This window comes from Mycolicibacterium lutetiense (assembly GCF_017876775.1).
GTDB lineage: Bacteria > Actinomycetota > Actinomycetes > Mycobacteriales > Mycobacteriaceae > Mycobacterium > Mycobacterium lutetiense.
Window position 1 is genome coordinate 1486818 of sequence record NZ_JAGIOP010000002.1, and the last position, 15381, is coordinate 1502198.

General features: G+C 66.2%; 14 protein-coding genes. 8 read left to right on the top strand and 6 right to left on the bottom strand.

What is annotated here, in order from left to right; genetic code table 11:
• Positions 1–26: 26 nt before the first annotated feature.
• Positions 27–479 carry a MaoC family dehydratase gene (locus JOF57_RS16445; RefSeq protein WP_209918185.1) on the bottom strand — a complete coding sequence of 151 codons (453 nt, stop codon included), beginning with the start codon at positions 477–479 and terminating at the stop codon, positions 27–29.
• Positions 480–501: 22 nt separating this feature from the next.
• The gene (purU, locus tag JOF57_RS16450; RefSeq protein WP_209918187.1) at positions 502–1392 is read right to left on the bottom strand and encodes a formyltetrahydrofolate deformylase; all 891 of its coding nucleotides are present in this window, start codon (positions 1390–1392) and stop codon (positions 502–504) included.
• Between the two features lie 414 nt (positions 1393–1806).
• On the opposite strand from purU, the gene JOF57_RS16455 reads away from it, so the two are divergent.
• The 3 genes from JOF57_RS16455 (at position 1807) to JOF57_RS16465 (ending at position 6589) form a co-directional block, all read left to right on the top strand.
• Positions 1807–2562 (top strand): hypothetical protein, encoded by a 756-nt coding sequence (locus tag JOF57_RS16455; protein WP_209918189.1) that lies wholly within the window; start codon positions 1807–1809, stop codon positions 2560–2562.
• Positions 2559–4709: an Rv1355c family protein gene (locus JOF57_RS16460; protein WP_209918192.1), complete on the top strand. Its 2151-nt coding sequence runs from the start codon at positions 2559–2561 to the stop codon at positions 4707–4709. Before JOF57_RS16455 ends, JOF57_RS16460 begins: the two co-directional genes overlap by 4 nt.
• Positions 4710–4789: 80 nt before the next feature.
• The gene (locus JOF57_RS16465) at positions 4790–6589 is read left to right on the top strand and encodes a putative bifunctional diguanylate cyclase/phosphodiesterase (protein ID WP_234938572.1); all 1800 of its coding nucleotides are present in this window, start codon (positions 4790–4792) and stop codon (positions 6587–6589) included.
• Here the strand turns inward: JOF57_RS16465 and JOF57_RS16470 are convergent.
• The gene (locus tag JOF57_RS16470) at positions 6569–7432 is read right to left on the bottom strand and encodes an FAD-binding protein (protein ID WP_209918195.1); all 864 of its coding nucleotides are present in this window, start codon (positions 7430–7432) and stop codon (positions 6569–6571) included. The two genes, JOF57_RS16465 and JOF57_RS16470, sit on opposite strands and share 21 nt — an antisense overlap.
• A 373-nt stretch (positions 7433–7805) precedes the next feature.
• Here JOF57_RS16470 and JOF57_RS16475 point away from each other — a divergent pair, with 373 nt between their 5' ends.
• Complete coding sequence (locus JOF57_RS16475) at positions 7806–8483, top strand: TetR family transcriptional regulator (protein ID WP_307870037.1); 678 nt, start codon at positions 7806–7808, stop codon at positions 8481–8483.
• Positions 8484–8496: 13 nt separating this feature from the next.
• Positions 8497–9150, top strand: coding sequence for a ScbR family autoregulator-binding transcription factor (locus JOF57_RS16480; RefSeq protein WP_209918199.1), 654 nt, complete (start codon positions 8497–8499; stop codon positions 9148–9150).
• A 2-nt stretch (positions 9151–9152) separates the two neighbouring features.
• Here JOF57_RS16480 and JOF57_RS16485 read toward each other — a convergent pair whose 3' ends face one another.
• Positions 9153–9515: a PAS domain S-box protein gene (locus JOF57_RS16485; RefSeq protein WP_209923423.1), complete on the bottom strand. Its 363-nt coding sequence runs from the start codon at positions 9513–9515 to the stop codon at positions 9153–9155.
• Between the two features lie 202 nt (positions 9516–9717).
• Here JOF57_RS16485 and JOF57_RS16490 point away from each other — a divergent pair, with 202 nt between their 5' ends.
• The gene (locus JOF57_RS16490) at positions 9718–10950 is read left to right on the top strand and encodes an acyl-CoA dehydrogenase family protein (RefSeq protein ID WP_209918201.1); all 1233 of its coding nucleotides are present in this window, start codon (positions 9718–9720) and stop codon (positions 10948–10950) included.
• Positions 10951–12093, top strand: a complete 1143-nt coding sequence (locus JOF57_RS16495) for an acyl-CoA dehydrogenase family protein (RefSeq protein WP_209918203.1) — start codon at positions 10951–10953, stop codon at positions 12091–12093.
• Between the two features lie 4 nt (positions 12094–12097).
• Here JOF57_RS16495 and JOF57_RS16500 read toward each other — a convergent pair whose 3' ends face one another.
• Positions 12098–13129 carry an amidohydrolase family protein gene (locus JOF57_RS16500; protein WP_209918205.1) on the bottom strand — a complete coding sequence of 344 codons (1032 nt, stop codon included), beginning with the start codon at positions 13127–13129 and terminating at the stop codon, positions 12098–12100.
• A 96-nt stretch (positions 13130–13225) separates the two neighbouring features.
• On the opposite strand from JOF57_RS16500, the gene JOF57_RS16505 reads away from it, so the two are divergent.
• Complete coding sequence (locus tag JOF57_RS16505) at positions 13226–13729, top strand: hypothetical protein (RefSeq protein WP_209918207.1); 504 nt, start codon at positions 13226–13228, stop codon at positions 13727–13729.
• Here JOF57_RS16505 and JOF57_RS16510 read toward each other — a convergent pair.
• Entirely contained in the window at positions 13707–15308 is a 1602-nt protein-coding gene (locus JOF57_RS16510) for an FAD-dependent oxidoreductase (protein ID WP_209918210.1), read from the bottom strand. The two genes, JOF57_RS16505 and JOF57_RS16510, sit on opposite strands and share 23 nt — an antisense overlap.
• Positions 15309–15381: the final 73 nt, after the last annotated feature.

A 15381-nucleotide genomic window follows, 5' to 3' on the forward strand; every position in this document is an offset into this window, starting at 1 on the left:
GGCCGAGGAGACCTGGCGGCAGAGACTCAGCCGATGAAGCGGACGATCGACTCGGCGACCGCAGCGGGCTTGTCCGAGCCCTCGATCTCGACCGTCACCGTCATGGTGGCCTGCACCGCGCCGTCGAGTTGCGCTACGTCGGCGATCGCCGCACGCGCCCGCACGTTGGCCCCGACCCGCACCGGCGTGATGAACCGAACCTTGTTGTAGCCGTAGTTGACCGCCAACTTGACGTTGTCGACGCGATACATCTGGTGGGTGAAATGCGGCAACAGCGACAGGGTCAGCAGACCGTGCGCGATCGTCCCACCGAAGGGTCCACCGGCCGCCTTCTCGGGATCGACGTGAATCCACTGATGGTCATCGGTGGCGTCGGCGAACAGGTTCACCCGATCCTGGGTGATCTCCATCCACTCGGTCGGGCCCAACTCGCTGCCCTTTGCCGCCACGAACTCGTCAAGACCATTGAAGACTTTCACGCTCAACTCCTCCCGACCGTGGTCAGAAGACTACGGTCTGATTCCCGAACCGGATTACGCGGTCCTCACAGTGCCACAGCACCGCCCGCGACAACACCAGCCGTTCGACATCGGCACCCAGACGCCGTAGATCGCCGACTGAGTGCCGGTGGTCCACCCGGACCACGTCCTGCTCGATGATCGGGCCCTCATCGAGATCGCCGGTCACGTAATGCGCTGTTGCACCGACCAACTTGACGCCGCGTTCCTTGGCCCTGCGGTACGGCGCCGCGCCGATGAACGCCGGCAGGAACGAATGGTGGATGTTGATCAGCGGGCAGCCCACGCCATCGAGGAACTCCGGGGTCAGAATCTGCATGTAGCGGGCCAGCACGACCAGATCGACGTTGCCGCGCAACAACTCCAGTAGTCGCTGCTCGGCTTCGGCCCGGTTGTCCGGCGTCGCGGGAACGTAGAGGAACGGCACACCGAACGCGCGCACCTGATCGGCGAGGTCGGGATGGTTCGAGACGACCATGACGACGGACATGTCGAGTTCGCCGCGCCGGTTGCGCCACAACAGGTCGAGCAGACAGTGGTCCTCGCGGGAGGCCATCAGCGCCACGCGCTTGGGTTTGGAGGCCTCGGTAAGGCGGAAGTCCATCTCGAACGGCTCGGCCACCTGCCGCCTGAAATCGCGCTCGAGTTCGTCGCGCACCGCAGCCAGGCCCGGCAGATGGAAGATCGTGCGCTGAATGAAGGTGCCGCCGGACTGCTCGGTGGAGTGCTGATCCAACGACACGATGTTGGCACCGGCGCCGGTGAGGAAGCCGCTGATGGCCGCAACCAGACCGGGGCGGTCTCCACAACGCAACAACAGCCTGCCGACATCCCGGGCCGGCAGGGCAGATGTTTTCGGATATTCCTCGGTCATCGACACCAGAATCTCATCCCTCCCCCGTCGGCGGGCACACGACCCGCCATTGCGTAGCGGATCCGCAAACCCATGAGGGGCTGGCTGAGAACCGTCACAGCAAAATCCTGCGGCGCCGTCGGACGACCGCCCATTCGACATCAACATGAATTCATAATTTTTGCCATGCGCTCGCTCCGCACGCCTATTCGGCATCAATGGTGATTACCGAATTTGCCAGAATTGCACGGGTCGGTGCGTAAATCGGTGATCCCCCCGCAGAATTCATCCCGCGACCAGACAAGATTTCTCAGCTCGCTGGAATTCCACTGTGCGGCGGCGCAATACTCGTCACACGTATTCGCAACACCGTGCCACTCACCGAAATCAACCGTCCCTTCGGAAGGTACGGCTGACCGACGAAATGGATTCCAGATGACCGCTCCCCAACTCAATGCCGTCGACCGCCACAGCGTGACGTTGGACGAAAGCCCAACCTGGTGGGACCCCGACAGTGAGTGCACGATCGTCGTGGCCCGCCCGCCCGCCGAGCGCGAACTGTGGAACGAATATGTCCGCGGAGCCGAGTCGAACTACCGCAAACACGGCGTGGAAAAGGCATTGGACCCGAAAGCGCTACGGACAGGCGCAGATACGGCGCTGTTCTGCGTCGGAATCAACAACTCCGGCCGGGTTGTCGGCGGCCTGCGCGCCAAGGGGCCCCACCGAAGCGTCGAAGAAAGCCACGCGATCGTCGAATGGAGCGGACAGCCCGCGCTCGACTCGGTGCGAAAAATGATCGCCGACCGCCTGCCCTTCGGAGTGGTCGAGATGAAGACCGCCTGGGTGGGTGATGACCCCGAACAGGGTCGCGCACTCACCGATTTGCTGGCCCGTATTCCGTTACATGCCATGACGCTGCTGGACATTCAGTTCGCGATGGCCACCGCGGCGGCCTACGTCCTGAAACGTTGGTTGTCTTCGGGCGGCGTACTGGCGGCGAAGATCCCGGCGACTCCCTATCCGGACGATCGATACCAGACCAAGATGATGTGGTGGGACAGCACAACTTTCGCCAACCACGCCGATCCGGGCCAGCTGTCGCGCTACTTCGCCGAAGCCCAGCGAATCGGCGTGCATCTCCCCGCCGCCGGTGTTGACACCCTCACCTCCAGCGGAGCGCGACGATGATCCCCGACTTGAGCGATCACAATGACCCCGACCAATATCGAGCGATATTCGTCGGCCACGAAGGTCATTCGGGTAGCAACCTCGACCAACTGCGCCGGGATGCACGTATCACCGTCATCGATGAATGCCGCCAACAGCAGGCTGCACTGCGCACGCTGGTGCCTGCGGTCGATACCGAAATGCTCGATGAGCCGACCCGGTGGGCGTACTACCCGTGGCGCCGCTGCCTGGTACATATTCTGGGGCCGGCCGCGTTCACTCGGCTACGCCTGGATCGCAACCGCAATCTGATCAGTGCCGACGAGCAGCGCCGCCTCTCGAGCCTGAAGATCGGGGTCATCGGCCTCAGCGTCGGCCATGCCATCGCCTACAACCTCGCCACCGAGGGACTGTGCGGCGAGATCCGGCTCACCGACTTCGACGAACTGGAGTTGGCGAACCTCAACCGGGTCCCGGGCACCGTGTTCGACCTGGGCTTGAACAAGGCTGTGGTGGCCGCACGCCGGATCGCCGAGATCGATCCGTATATCAAGGTTCGTATCGATCGCGACGGCGCAGTGGCCGGGTCCATCGATCAGTTCCTGCGTGGCCTCGACGTCGTCGTCGAGGAATGCGACTCGCTGGACGCGAAAGTCCTTGTCCGCGAGGTCGCCCGAGCCCGGCGGCTGCCGGTGCTGATGACCACAGGGGACCGTGGGCTGCTCGACGTCGAGCGGTTCGACCTGGAACCCGCACGGCCGATCCTGCACGGCCTGCTCGGCGACATCGCCGCACGCGACCTGACCGGACTCAGCAGCAAGGACAAGGTGCCTCACGTCCTGCGGATCCTCGACGCGTCCGAGCTCTCCCCCCGCATGGCGGCATCACTGGTGGAGGTCGGCAAGACACTGACCACCTGGCCCCAACTCGCCGCGGAGGTCGTACTCGGGGCCACCGTCGTCGCCAATGCGGTGCGGCGCATCGGCCTCGGTGAGCCGATGCCGTCCGGGCGCGTGCGCGTCGACGTCGAGGACGCGCTCGACGGCATCGACGATCCGCTGCGCAACGGATCCGTGCCCCCGCCCGCGGAAGTCCCCGCGGAAGTCCACACCGAACCGATGGGGCTGGCAGACATCCTCACCGACGCGGCGACCCGCGCACCCTCGGGCGGCAACGTCCAACCGTGGCACATCGAGGCGAGTGAGGACCGGATCAATCTCCGGTTGGCGACGAAATGCACCTCGGCCATGGACGTCGGGTACCGCGGCAGCGCGGTGGCGCTGGGAGCGGCCGCGTTCAATGCCCGGGTGGCCGCCGCCGCACACGGCCTGACCGGGCACATGCAATGGTCCCGTGGCGACGAGGGCACGCCGCTGTACGGAATCGTGGATTTCACGCCCGGCAGCGCGCCGCAGTTGGCCGAACTCTACGAACCGATGCTGACCCGGGAGACCAATCGACTCCGGGGTACCTCGGTGCCGATCGCCGCCGACGTGCTCGACGGCCTGCGGACCGCCGCCCGCGACGAGGGCGCCGAACTGAGGATCCTCGACGATCGGGCCGAGATCGAAACCGCCGCACGCCTACTCGCCGAGGCGGACCGAATCCGCTATCTCACCCCGACCCTGCATCGCGAGATGATGTCGGAGCTGCGGTGGCCCGGCGATCCAGACGGCGATACCGGTATCGACGTGACGACGCTCGGGCTGGATCCGGCCGACATGGTGGTGCTCGACATCCTGCGTCGGCCCGAGGTGATGGCGAAGCTGTCGGACTGGAACGCCGGCGCAGCCCTCGGCGACGACACCTACGAACGGGTCACCTCGAGCTCGGCGCTGGCTGTCGTCTCGGTCGAGGGCCGCCGGCTGACCGACTACGCACTGGCCGGATCGGCGGTCGAGGCCGTTTGGGTCGGCGCCCAACGCCACGGGCTGGCGGTTCAACCGGTATCGCCGGTGTTCCTCTACGCCCATGACGACCACGACCGACACAGACTCTCGCCCGACCATGCCGACGCACTGGGCAACCTGCAGTACGCTTTTCGCAGGTTGACGGGCACCGAGCGTGACGAATCACAGGCGCTGGTGCTCAGGTTGTCCTACGCGCCGCGTCCGACCGTACGCAGCAGACGTCGAGCCCGGACGGGTTCGACGCCGCAGCACGGCTGAGTCACGTGCCGAGGTATAGGCGGAGGTATCTGGTGCCAGGCAGCCTCGAACTGCTCGTCACATCGGTGGCTACTCAACTGATGGCGGTCGATGCCGCGACCTCGGTCCCGGTGAGCCAACAGGTGCTGGCCGAACTGGTCTCGTTTTTCGACGTGGACGTAAGCTTTCTGCGCCACAACGATCACGAGGCGCACGCGACGCGGCTGGTGGCCGAGTGGCCGCCGCGCCCGCCCGACGTGCAGACCGACCCGATCGCGGTCATCCACTTCGCCGACGCCGATCCGGTGTTCGCGATGGCCGAGCACCTCAAGGAACCGACGGTATTCCGTCCGGAGCCGGCCACCGACGACTACCAGCGCACGATCGAGGCCGGACGCCACATCCCAATCACGTCGATGGCCTGTGTGCCGTTGTTGTCCGCTGACATGACCACCGGTGTCCTGGGGTTCGTCAAGTTCGGCGACCGCGAGTGGCTGCCCGCCGAACTCAACGCCCTCAAGGCAATCGCCTCATTGTTCGCCCAGGTGCAGGCCCGCATCCAGGCCGAGGACCGGTTGCGTTACCTCGCCGATCACGACCACCTCACCGGTCTGCACAACCGACGAGCACTCATGGCCCACCTGGAGTCGCGACTGGCACCGGGCCAACCCGGCCCGGTCGTGGTGATGTTCTTCGACCTGGACCGGCTGAAGGCGATCAACGATTACCTCGGCCATACCGCCGGAGATGCCTTCATCAGCATCCTGGCCGAACGGTTGCAGCACGGAGACGACCAACCGAAGCTCATCGCGCGACTCGGCGGTGACGAGTTCGTCGTCGTTCCCGCGGCGTCGATGACTATGGAGGCTGCCACCGCACTGGCCTACCGACTCCAGTCGGTGCTGCGCGAACGGGTGACCATCGACGGCGAGATGCTCACCCGCACCGTCAGCATCGGCCTGGCCGAGGGCATGCCGGGCCGCGACTCCACCTCCGATCTGCTCAACCGGGCCGACCACGCAGTGCTGACCGCCAAGAACTCCGGCGGCAATCAGGTCGCGGTGTTCTCCGATGCGATGTCGATGGAGATCGACTTCCGCAACGACATCGAGTTGCACCTGCAGAGCGTGATCGAGAGCGGTGCGCTCGTGTTGCACTACCTGCCCGAGATCGACATGCGTACCGGCGAGGTGCTGGCCGCCGAGGCCCTGGTCCGCTGGCAGCACCCGACCCGCGGCCTGCTGTCCCCCGACTCTTTCATCGGTGTGGCCGAATCGATAAACCTGGCAGGCGAATTGGGCCGCTGGGTGCTCCGGAACGCATGCGCCGAGTTCGCCCGGTGGCGGTCCAACGGTGTCGGCCGCAACATCGTGCTGCGGATCAACGTGTCGCCGGTGCAGCTGGTGACCGACGGCTTCGTCGAGTCGGTAGCCGGGGTCATGAAGGAGTTCCGCCTGCCCCGCGGCTCGGTCTGTCTGGAGATCACCGAGAGCATCGTGGTGCAGGACATCGAAACCACCCGCTCGACACTGACCGGACTGCACAAGGTGGGCGTGCAGGTGGCCATCGATGACTTCGGCACCGGCTACAGCGCACTGTCGCTGTTGAAGTCCCTGCCGGTGGACACCCTCAAGATCGACCGCAGCTTTGTCGCCGGACTCGGTTCGGACCCGGGCGATCTACCGATCGTGCGTGCGGTGATCGCCCTGGCCGGAGCTTTCGGCCTCCAACTGGTGGCAGAAGGCGTGGAGACCGAACGGGCCGCGCTGACGTTGTTGCGGCACGGCTGCTACCGCGCACAGGGCTTCCTGTTGTCCAGGCCGATCCTCGGCCACGAGATGGCTGCGCTACTGGCCAAAGGGCGGGTAGCGGTGCATTTCTCAGCCGCGCCGCGCACGTGAGCGATACGACTCACGCTTCGTGTCGTGCACCCCACCGGAGCTGCAGTAACCCGGTGCCGCTCCGTCCCGCGTGAGCTCCAGCAGCTCCACCCGGCCGAATCTGCTCGCGCCGTAGCCGACCAGACCGACCTGCAAGGGTTTTCCGGGCTCGCCGGCCTTACCCGTCGCCGGGCCCGCACCACGGGGTTCGGTCGACAGGGCCACGCCGTGGCGGGCCCGCAGCGCCACTGGACCGTCGGCGGTGTCGATCACCGCGCCCAGTACCTCGCCCTCCTCGAACACAAGGCGCTGCAAGGTGGCGTTGTCCAGGGTCGGTATCTGCCGTTCGAGTACCTGCGCCGACAACCAGTCATCGAGCACCGCCGCGGTACCCGCGGCCGGCTCGGACTCCAGTGCGCCCAACATCTTGACCTGGATCTCCTCACCGGTGCCGGACGCCATCGAGGTGGTACCCCGGTCCGCCAACCGCGTGTAGAGCACGCCGTAGGGAGAAGTCAGACATTGTTGCGCCCAGTCCTGCAGCCGGGCGCCGTAGAACGGCGCGATCCGGCCGCGTCCGGAAACCGGGGCCCATACGCTGACCGTCCGCACCGTCGGAGCGGTGTCGTACTCGGCGTCGTCGACCGGCGTCAGATCCGCCGACAACGCGTCGAGGTAGTCGCGGGTCTCGGCATCCTCGATGCCCGCGCCCAGCCACGGAGTCTCCGGTCCGAGCGGTACCGATCGCGATGCTCCCGGACGCACGATATGCACGTCCAGCCCGGCATCTGCGGCCGCGACTGCCGCCGCCAACGCCCCGGGGCCCGAGCCACAGCAAACGACGTCGAATTCGTCATCCCACATCGGCTAGCGACACTCCGGTTGAGCTACAGGGCGCCTCATCAGGGTTGAATAACCTTGGTAGGTACCAGAATTTGGGGTCGCCATGGCCCGCACCGGGATTCGAGGGGGATTGCCGGTGCAGGCCATGGCAACGTCTTCAGGATAGCCCTTGGCTACGGCCGACCGCCACATGGTGGTGCTCGCCACAGCGTCCGCGGCCGTGGCAGATGCCACCGCCGGACGGACAACCCGCGACGAACCAAGAGTTATCACCCTAAGCACGATACATACCTTTAGAATGTTATGCACGTATGGCGAAGACTTTGAGTCTGCAGGTGGCGACGACGAAATCAGGACACGTCCGCCCGCCGATCAGAGTCAGGAAGGCCCCGTGGTGACTGAGCAGCTCGACCGGCGAGCAGAGCTGACGCGCCTGCAGATCCTGGAGGCCGCGGCGCGACAGTTCGCCCGCACTCCCTACAGCCTGGTCAGCCTCGACGACATTCTGGCCGATGCCAGCGTCACGAAGGGTGCGCTGTACTTCCACTTCAGGTCCAAGCACGCATTGGCGGCCTCGATCGTCGAGCACCGGACCGAGCGCGCCCACAAGGCGGTCGAGGACGTCCTGGCCCGCAACCTGTCGGGAGCGGAGACGTTGATCGACCTCTCGTGCCTGGTTGCCGCTGAAGACATCGGCGATCCCGTCGCCCGGGCCTGCCTGAACCTCGTCGAATCCATCGGCCGGGCCGACGACCTGGGGCCGCGGGTGCTGAACGAATGGGTGCAGGGCTTCGCCGGGATCGCCAAACGGGCCATCGGCGAAGGCGATTTCACCGCCCACACCGACCCCGAGACGGTCGCCCGGTTGCTGGTGTCGATCTACCTGGGCGTGCGTCAGACCAGTGACCTCGACGATCCACCGCGGTTTCTCACCGACCTCGAGCACGGCTGGCGGTTGGCGATGCCCGGGTTCGTCGAGCCGGACCGGCTCGGCTACCTCAACCAGTTCATCCGGCGTCGCACCGCAGTGGGCATCAAGAAGGTGGTGCCGCTGCGCCACCACACAAAGTGATAGGAACGCCACAATGGCACGCCAGGCTCGATCCGAGCTGACCCGGCAGAAGATCATCACCGCCGCCGTCGACCTGTTCAGCGTTCACGGCTACCCGGCAACCGGACTCGGCGACATCATCGCGCGGGCCGAGATGACCAAGGGTGCGCTGTACTACCACTTCGATTCCAAGGAGTCCCTCGCCGAGGCAATCATCGGCGACGGCGGCACCGCGATGCTGACCACGTTCCGCACCATCGCCGAATCCTCTTCGCCGGCTTTGGAAAACACCATCCACGGATTGTTCGTCGTGGCCGACTTCACCCGATCGGACCAGGTCGCCCAGATCGGCATGCAACTGCTGCGAACGTTCAGCGGCATCAATGCCGCCGCCACCCGGGTGTACACGAGCTGGCTCGACGAGCTCACCGAACAGTTGACCCAGGCCGCCGAGGAAGGCGACCTGCAGGAAAACCTGGATGTCGTGAGCGCCGCCGAGGTGATCCTGGGCTCCATGCTGGGCGCCGAGGCGCTTTCTCGCGCCACCAGGACCGGCACCGACCTACGCGAACGCGTGGCCCGCACGTGGGATCTGCTGCTGCCCGCGATCGTCAGCCCGGAGTCGCTGGACTACTTCCGCGAGTTCCTGGCACGCGAATCGCTGCGGCGGGCGAAGGCCGCGGGATAGCCCTACAGTTCGTCGGCCCATAACTGCTCGGTGAGGTCCTCGAACGTCGCCAGGGCCACCGGATCATCGCCGCGCAACAGCGCCGATTTACTCATCCGCGCGCGCACGATCGACCCGTCGTGATGGACGAGATCGACGAGCAGGCCGGCATTGGCCCGCATCGCCGAGACCGCCGACCCATCAGCGGGCAACGCGTGAAAGACCTCAGCAAACGGCATGTTCTTGACGGCGTCGGTGGCGCGACCCACCATCTCGCCGAAGGCGCTGTTCGCGAAGAGGATGGTGCCGTCCTCGGCGATCGCCAATACCGGCACCGGGAATCTCTCCAGCACCACCAGGGCAGGCAGGTTCTGCAGCAGTGCCATCGGAGACTGGGGGTCCTGACCGCTTTGGCGACGATCCACGCCCTCGATTATCGCCTGTGACCTCGGCCGGGCACCACCGTCTCCCAGCAACCCCGGACCGCGTCGCACTCGCATCGGGGCGGCCGCACGTCGCGGGGTGGCCTGCGCCACTTGACTAACTAGGTTTACTCTGTTGAGCGACACCGGCAGACAGGGGGCAGGCATGGACCTGAAGTGGTCGACGAGCGACCAGGAATTCCGCGACGAAGTTCGCGACTTTCTCGCCACGAATCTGACTCCCGAGCTCCGGCGCGCGGGCCGGTTGATGACCAGCGTGTATGCCGATCACGACGCCAGCATGGCCTGGCAGAAGATCCTCCACGAGCGGGGATGGGCAGCCCCGGCATGGCCGGCCGAACACGGCGGCTGCAACTGGAGCTTGACCCAGCACTACATCTTCAGCCGCGAATCGACCCTGGCCGGCGCCCCGTCCCTCTCGCCGATGGGCATCCGCATGGTGGCCCACGCCATCATCAAGTTCGGCACGCAGGCACAGAAGGAGTTCTTCCTTCCCGGCATCTTGACCGGCGAGGTGTTCTTCTGCCAGGGCTACTCCGAGCCCGAGGCCGGCTCGGACCTGGCCGCACTGTCGATGGCAGCGGTCGCCGATGGGGACGACCTGGTGTGCACCGGCAGCAAGATCTGGACCACCCACGCCCAGGAAGCCAACTGGATGTTCGCGCTGGTGCGGACCACCCGTGGCGCCAAGAAACAGCAGGGCATCACGTTCGTGCTGATCGACATGGCCTCCCCCGGCATCGAGATCCGCCCGCTGGTCATGACTTCCGGCGAAGAGGTACAGAACCAGGTCTTCTTCGACGAGGTCCGGGTACCGAAGTCCAACGTGATCGGCACGATCGATGACGGCTGGACCGTCGCCAAATACCTGCTGGAATTCGAGCGCGGCGGCGGCGCCAACGCGCCGGCGCTGCAGGTGCTGGGCGACGAGATCGCAGCAGTTGCCGCCGAGCAGCCCGGCCCCAACGGTGGTCGGCTGATCGATGACCCGGCCTTCAGCCGCCGGCTCGCCGACGCCCGTCTTCGCACCGATGTGCTGGAAATCCTGGAATACCAGGTGCTGGCGGCAGTCGCCGAGGGCGGCCATCCGGGCACGGCGTCGTCGATGCTCAAGATCCTGAGCACCGAACTGAGCCAGACCCTGACCGAACTGTCGATGGAAGCCGCCGGCCCACTCGCCCGCGCCTACCAGCCGCACGCCACCTTCCCGGGCGGACCGGTGGCGGAATACGAACCACCTACCGACGGCTATCACAGCGGAGCACCGTGGCAGGCGGTCGCCCCACTGCGGTACTTCAACGACCGGGCCGGCTCGATCTACGCCGGTAGCAACGAAATTCAGCGAAACATCCTCGCCAAGGCAGAACTGGGGCTCTAGATGGACTTCAACCTGACCAACGAACAGGAACTGCTGCGCGATGGGTTGACCAAGTTTTTGGCCAGCCGCTACGACCTGGCATCCAGTCGGGCCGCGGCCAAGACCGGCCCCGGCTGGCAGCCCGAAATCTGGCGCGGCTTCGCCGACGAACTGGGAATCCTGGGCGCCACCCTGCCCGAGGAGGCCGGTGGCATCGGTGGCGGCCCGGTCGAAACCATGGTCATCGCACAAGCTTTGGGCCACGCCCTGGTGATCGAACCGTTCGTCGACACCGTAGTGGTCGCCGGCGGCCTGCTGCACCGCTCCGGAGACGCGGCGGCCGCGGCCCTCCTCGAGGACATCGTCGCCGGAACTGCCGTCGTCGCCCTGGCAGCCACCGAACCGACCTCCGGGGACAACTGGCGCGACGTATCCACCACCGCACGACGCGACGGTGACGAATGGGTACTCAACGGCGCCAAGGTCATGGCGGTCAGCGCGCCCCTGTCCACCCGCCTGCTGGTGACCGCACGTACCTCGGGGGAACGTGCCGACACCGACGGGATCTCGCTTTTCTTGGTCGACATCGCCTCGTTGGCAACGGGATTCACCGCACACCCGTACCGCACCGTGGACGACCGGCGGGCATCGGACCTGACCTTCTCCGACGTCCGGTTGCCGGCCTCGGCATTGCTGGGGACCGAGGGCCACGCCTGGCCGTCACTGGACCTGGCCCGCGACGAGGGGGCCGCTGCGGTGTGCGCGGAGGCCGTGGGCGGGATGCGCAAAGTGCTGGCCGATACGGTCGAGTACTGCAAACAACGCCAGCAGTTCGGCCTGCCCATCGGCAGCTTCCAGGCGCTGCAGCACCGGATGGTCGACATGCACATGGAAGTCGAACAGGCTTCTGCGGCGGTCTATCTCGCCGTGCTGAACCTCGACGCCGACCCCGCGCAGCGGGCCAAGGCGGTGTCGGCGGCCAAGGCCACCATCGGCCGGGCCGCGCGCTTCGTCGGGCAGAATGCCGTGCAACTCCACGGCGGTATGGGCATGACCGAGGAACTGGCGATCGGCCACTACTTCAAGCGGCTCACCGCGGTCCAGTACGAGTTCGGGTCAACCGATTACCACGTCGGCCGCTACGCGGAGCTGACGCGGGCGTAGCGGCTCACCGGGTATTGATGAGGCGCGCGACTCCGCGCATCACCGCCCGGGTGGCCTGATGCCGTACCTGATCCAGCGGTGACGGCGCCGGGGCCGCCGGGGCGGTACCCAGCCGCGGGAACAGTGCCAGCGCGTTGTTGCGGTTGATCGCCTGGCGAGCACTGGTGTCGAGCCCGTCGTAGGTGTCCAAGCCTGCGGCGAACAGCCGGCCCGCGGGCAACGGGGCGAATGGCCAATCGGAACCGAACGTGATGTGACCGGGTTTGGCGAACGCGAGCAGAGTGGGCAACGCAGCGGCGCTCGACGACAACGCGGTGTCGAAGTAGAAGCTCGCGAAGTCATCGAGGATGTCCGCCGGGCTGCGGCCGGTCTCTCCCATGATGGCCACCGCCATGCGGTGCGAGGCGTACGGCACGAAGCCGCCGGCGTGGCTCAGGATGAACTTGATGTTCGGGTACCTGCGCCGGATCCCGTTGCGTACCAACAGGTAGGCAGCACGCGTGGTGTCGAGAAGAAAGTCCGTCGCGAACGGTGGGACACCGGGCACCGTCGGCGCGGGAAGGTCGGCCGGATGGATGAAGACCACGGCGGACCGGATGTCGAGCGCGGCCCACAATTCGTCCTGTCCATCCTGTCCGAGGTAGGTTCCGGCGTTGTTGGCCAGGAGCACCACCCCATCTGCCCCCAGTGTGTCAAGGGCGCGGATGGCCTCCGTTGTCGCTGCTTCGACGTGCGGCATCGGCAGCGTGGCGAAGAAGCCGAACCGATCCGACTGCGCGGCGAACACCTCGACCCCGAAGTCGTTGAGATCGATGGCCAGCGCCGTGGCGTCAGACGCGTTCGGCAGGAAGGTGGTGCCCGGCGTCGACACCGACAGGATCGCGGTGGCTACATCAAGCTCAGCCATGGTCTGCAACGATCCCTCCGGGCTCCACTCCGGCAACGCACGTCCGCCGGCATCGTCGATCCCCGCCTTCTGCAAGGCTTTCCGATAGTCCGGCGGAATCATGTGATGGTGGGTATCGATTCGGTTCACGGTGACATTCCCCTTTGGCTCTATCCTCTGCAGTATGGTCCAGTCACTGACGCACCGATAGCCACGCACCACCCGCAGTTTTCGTAATGTGGACCCGTGAGTGCGCGTGGGTGGCTGCTACTGGGCGCCATGAGCATTGTCTGGGGTATCCCGTACCTGCTGATCAAGATTGCCGTCGAGGGCGTCTCCGTACCTGTGCTGGTCCTGGCCCGCACCGCCGCCGGCGTTGCGGTGCTCGCCGGACCCGGCCTGGCCGGTGGACACAGCTGGCCGATCGCCGAAGTACTGCTGGTGGCAACCTGTTACGCGATCGCGCCGCTGATCGCCGCGCGCTACCTGGCTGACGTGCCCACCCTCCCGTTGACCGCAGCCTGCCTGTCGGTAGCTGCGCTCATCTACACCGCACCGGCGCTGATGACGTGGCCGGACCAGATGCCGTCGCACCGCGTGCTCGTGGCGCTGGGCGAGCCACTGACCGTGTACAACATCGCAGGGCTGGCGCTGATCCTCGCCGGATCGATCCTGGCGACCCGCACGCCACCCGATCCCGATCCCGGCCCGCAGCCCGAAACCGAAGTCAGCCGCGCAGGCCCGCGCTGAGCATCTCCTCGATCGACACGAACTTCACCCGCGGCCGTGCGGTTTGGACACCGCGGTCCCGTTCAGCGGCATCGATCGCGCGCCAACCCGGCCAGCCGACCGGCTCGGCTCCTCGAGCGGCCAAGAGCGCATCGAGCGACTCGCGGCCCTCGACGTCGCGGGTCAACAGGCCGGCATCGAAATCCGCCCACAGTTGGGCCACGGTCTGTTTTGCACACAGCCGGTTCGTGCCGATCACCCCGCGGGGCCCACGTTTGATCCAACCGGTCACGTAGGTGCCGGGCACCGGTGCGCCGTCGACGACACGACCGGATTCGTTGGGCACCGTCCCGGAGTCCTCGTCGTAGGGCAGGCCGGCGACGGGCAACCCGCGATAGCCGATCGACCGCAGGATCAGCGACGTCTCGATCACCTCGGTGCCATGCACTTCACTGCTGACCTCGAGCCCTTCGGCGCGGTCGGCGCCGAGGATGGAGACCGGGGCGGTACCGAAGCGGAACACCACGCGCTTGTTTCCGGAAGTCGGGCTGCGCTGGGCGTATTCGCGAGCGATGGCGAGCTTGAATGAGGTTTCGACGTCGTCGTGCTCGTCATCGGCGGGAAGGTCCTGCGGGTCCACGATGACGTCGACACCGTCCAGGTGCCCCAGTGCCAGGAACTCCCCCGCCGAGAACGCGGCGTGCCCCATATCACGTCGGGCCAGGATCACGACCTCACGAATTGTGCTGTCGGCCAATGCATCCAGGGTGTGTTGGGCGATATCGGTGGCAGCGAGCGCGGCCTGGTCCATCAACAGCACCCGGGCGACATCGAGGGCGACGTTGCCGTTGCCGACGATGACCGCCCGCTCCCCCGACAGGTCGAATTCGTGCGCGGCGTGATCGGGGTGGCCGTTGTACCAACCGACGAACTCGGCTGCCGCATGGTGGCCCGTCAGATCCTCGCCGTGGATGCCCAGTCGCCGGCTGGTGGCCGCCCCCACCGCGTAGATCACCGCGTGGTGATGGGCCAGCAGCTCATCGTGGTTGATGGTGCGACCGACCTCGACGTTGAAATGGCTGGCGAACCGCGGGTTGGTGAACACCCGCTCGAAGATGTCGACCACCGACTTGGTGTGTTGGTGGTCGGGTGCCACTCCCGCCCGGATCAGGCCGAACGGGGTGGGCAGGCGTTCGAACAAGTCGATCTCCACGCCGTCGACATCGATGAGCTCTGCGGCGGTGTAGCAAGCGGCCGGCCCGGAACCGACGATGGCGACCCGTAGCGATCCCGAGTCGACCCGCCCCCCGGATACGGGAGCGGGTGCGCTTACCGGCTCAAGCGGATGGCGCTCGAAGTAGGCGGCATTGAGATCCTTGAACCGCTGCAGTTCGCCGGGCAGGTCCTCGTCGTAGTGGATCGCGCCGACCGGGCACTCGTCGAAGCACGCTCCGCAGTCGATGCACGATTCCGGATCGATATAGAGCATCTCGGCTGACGCGGAGTCCAGGCCGCCCTCGGCAGGACGGATGCAGTCCACCGGGCACACCGGAACACAGCTGGCGTCCTTGCAGCAGTTTTGAGTGATCACGTAAGCCATCGGACCTCCCCTTTCAGATCTGGGCCGATCCTACTGGACACCTGTCCGAATTTTCGACCCGAAAGCCTTGGCG

Excerpts from the sequence above, each read along its gene's own strand:
- JOF57_RS16480 (WP_209918199.1), top strand. The coding sequence starts at position 8,497 with ATGGCACGCCAGGCTCGATCCGAGCTGACCCGGCAGAAGATCATCACC.
- JOF57_RS16465 (WP_234938572.1), top strand. The coding sequence starts at position 4,790 with ATGGCGGTCGATGCCGCGACCTCGGTCCCGGTGAGCCAACAGGTGCTG.
- JOF57_RS16495 (WP_209918203.1), top strand. The coding sequence starts at position 10,951 with ATGGACTTCAACCTGACCAACGAACAGGAACTGCTGCGCGATGGGTTG.
- purU (WP_209918187.1), bottom strand. The coding sequence starts at position 1,392 with ATGACCGAGGAATATCCGAAAACATCTGCCCTGCCGGCCCGGGATGTC.
- JOF57_RS16490 (WP_209918201.1), top strand. The coding sequence starts at position 9,718 with ATGGACCTGAAGTGGTCGACGAGCGACCAGGAATTCCGCGACGAAGTT.
- JOF57_RS16470 (WP_209918195.1), bottom strand. The coding sequence starts at position 7,432 with ATGTGGGATGACGAATTCGACGTCGTTTGCTGTGGCTCGGGCCCCGGG.
- JOF57_RS16510 (WP_209918210.1), bottom strand. The coding sequence starts at position 15,308 with ATGGCTTACGTGATCACTCAAAACTGCTGCAAGGACGCCAGCTGTGTT.
- JOF57_RS16460 (WP_209918192.1), top strand. The coding sequence starts at position 2,559 with ATGATCCCCGACTTGAGCGATCACAATGACCCCGACCAATATCGAGCG.
- JOF57_RS16455 (WP_209918189.1), top strand. The coding sequence starts at position 1,807 with ATGACCGCTCCCCAACTCAATGCCGTCGACCGCCACAGCGTGACGTTG.
- JOF57_RS16485 (WP_209923423.1), bottom strand. The coding sequence starts at position 9,515 with ATGGCACTGCTGCAGAACCTGCCTGCCCTGGTGGTGCTGGAGAGATTC.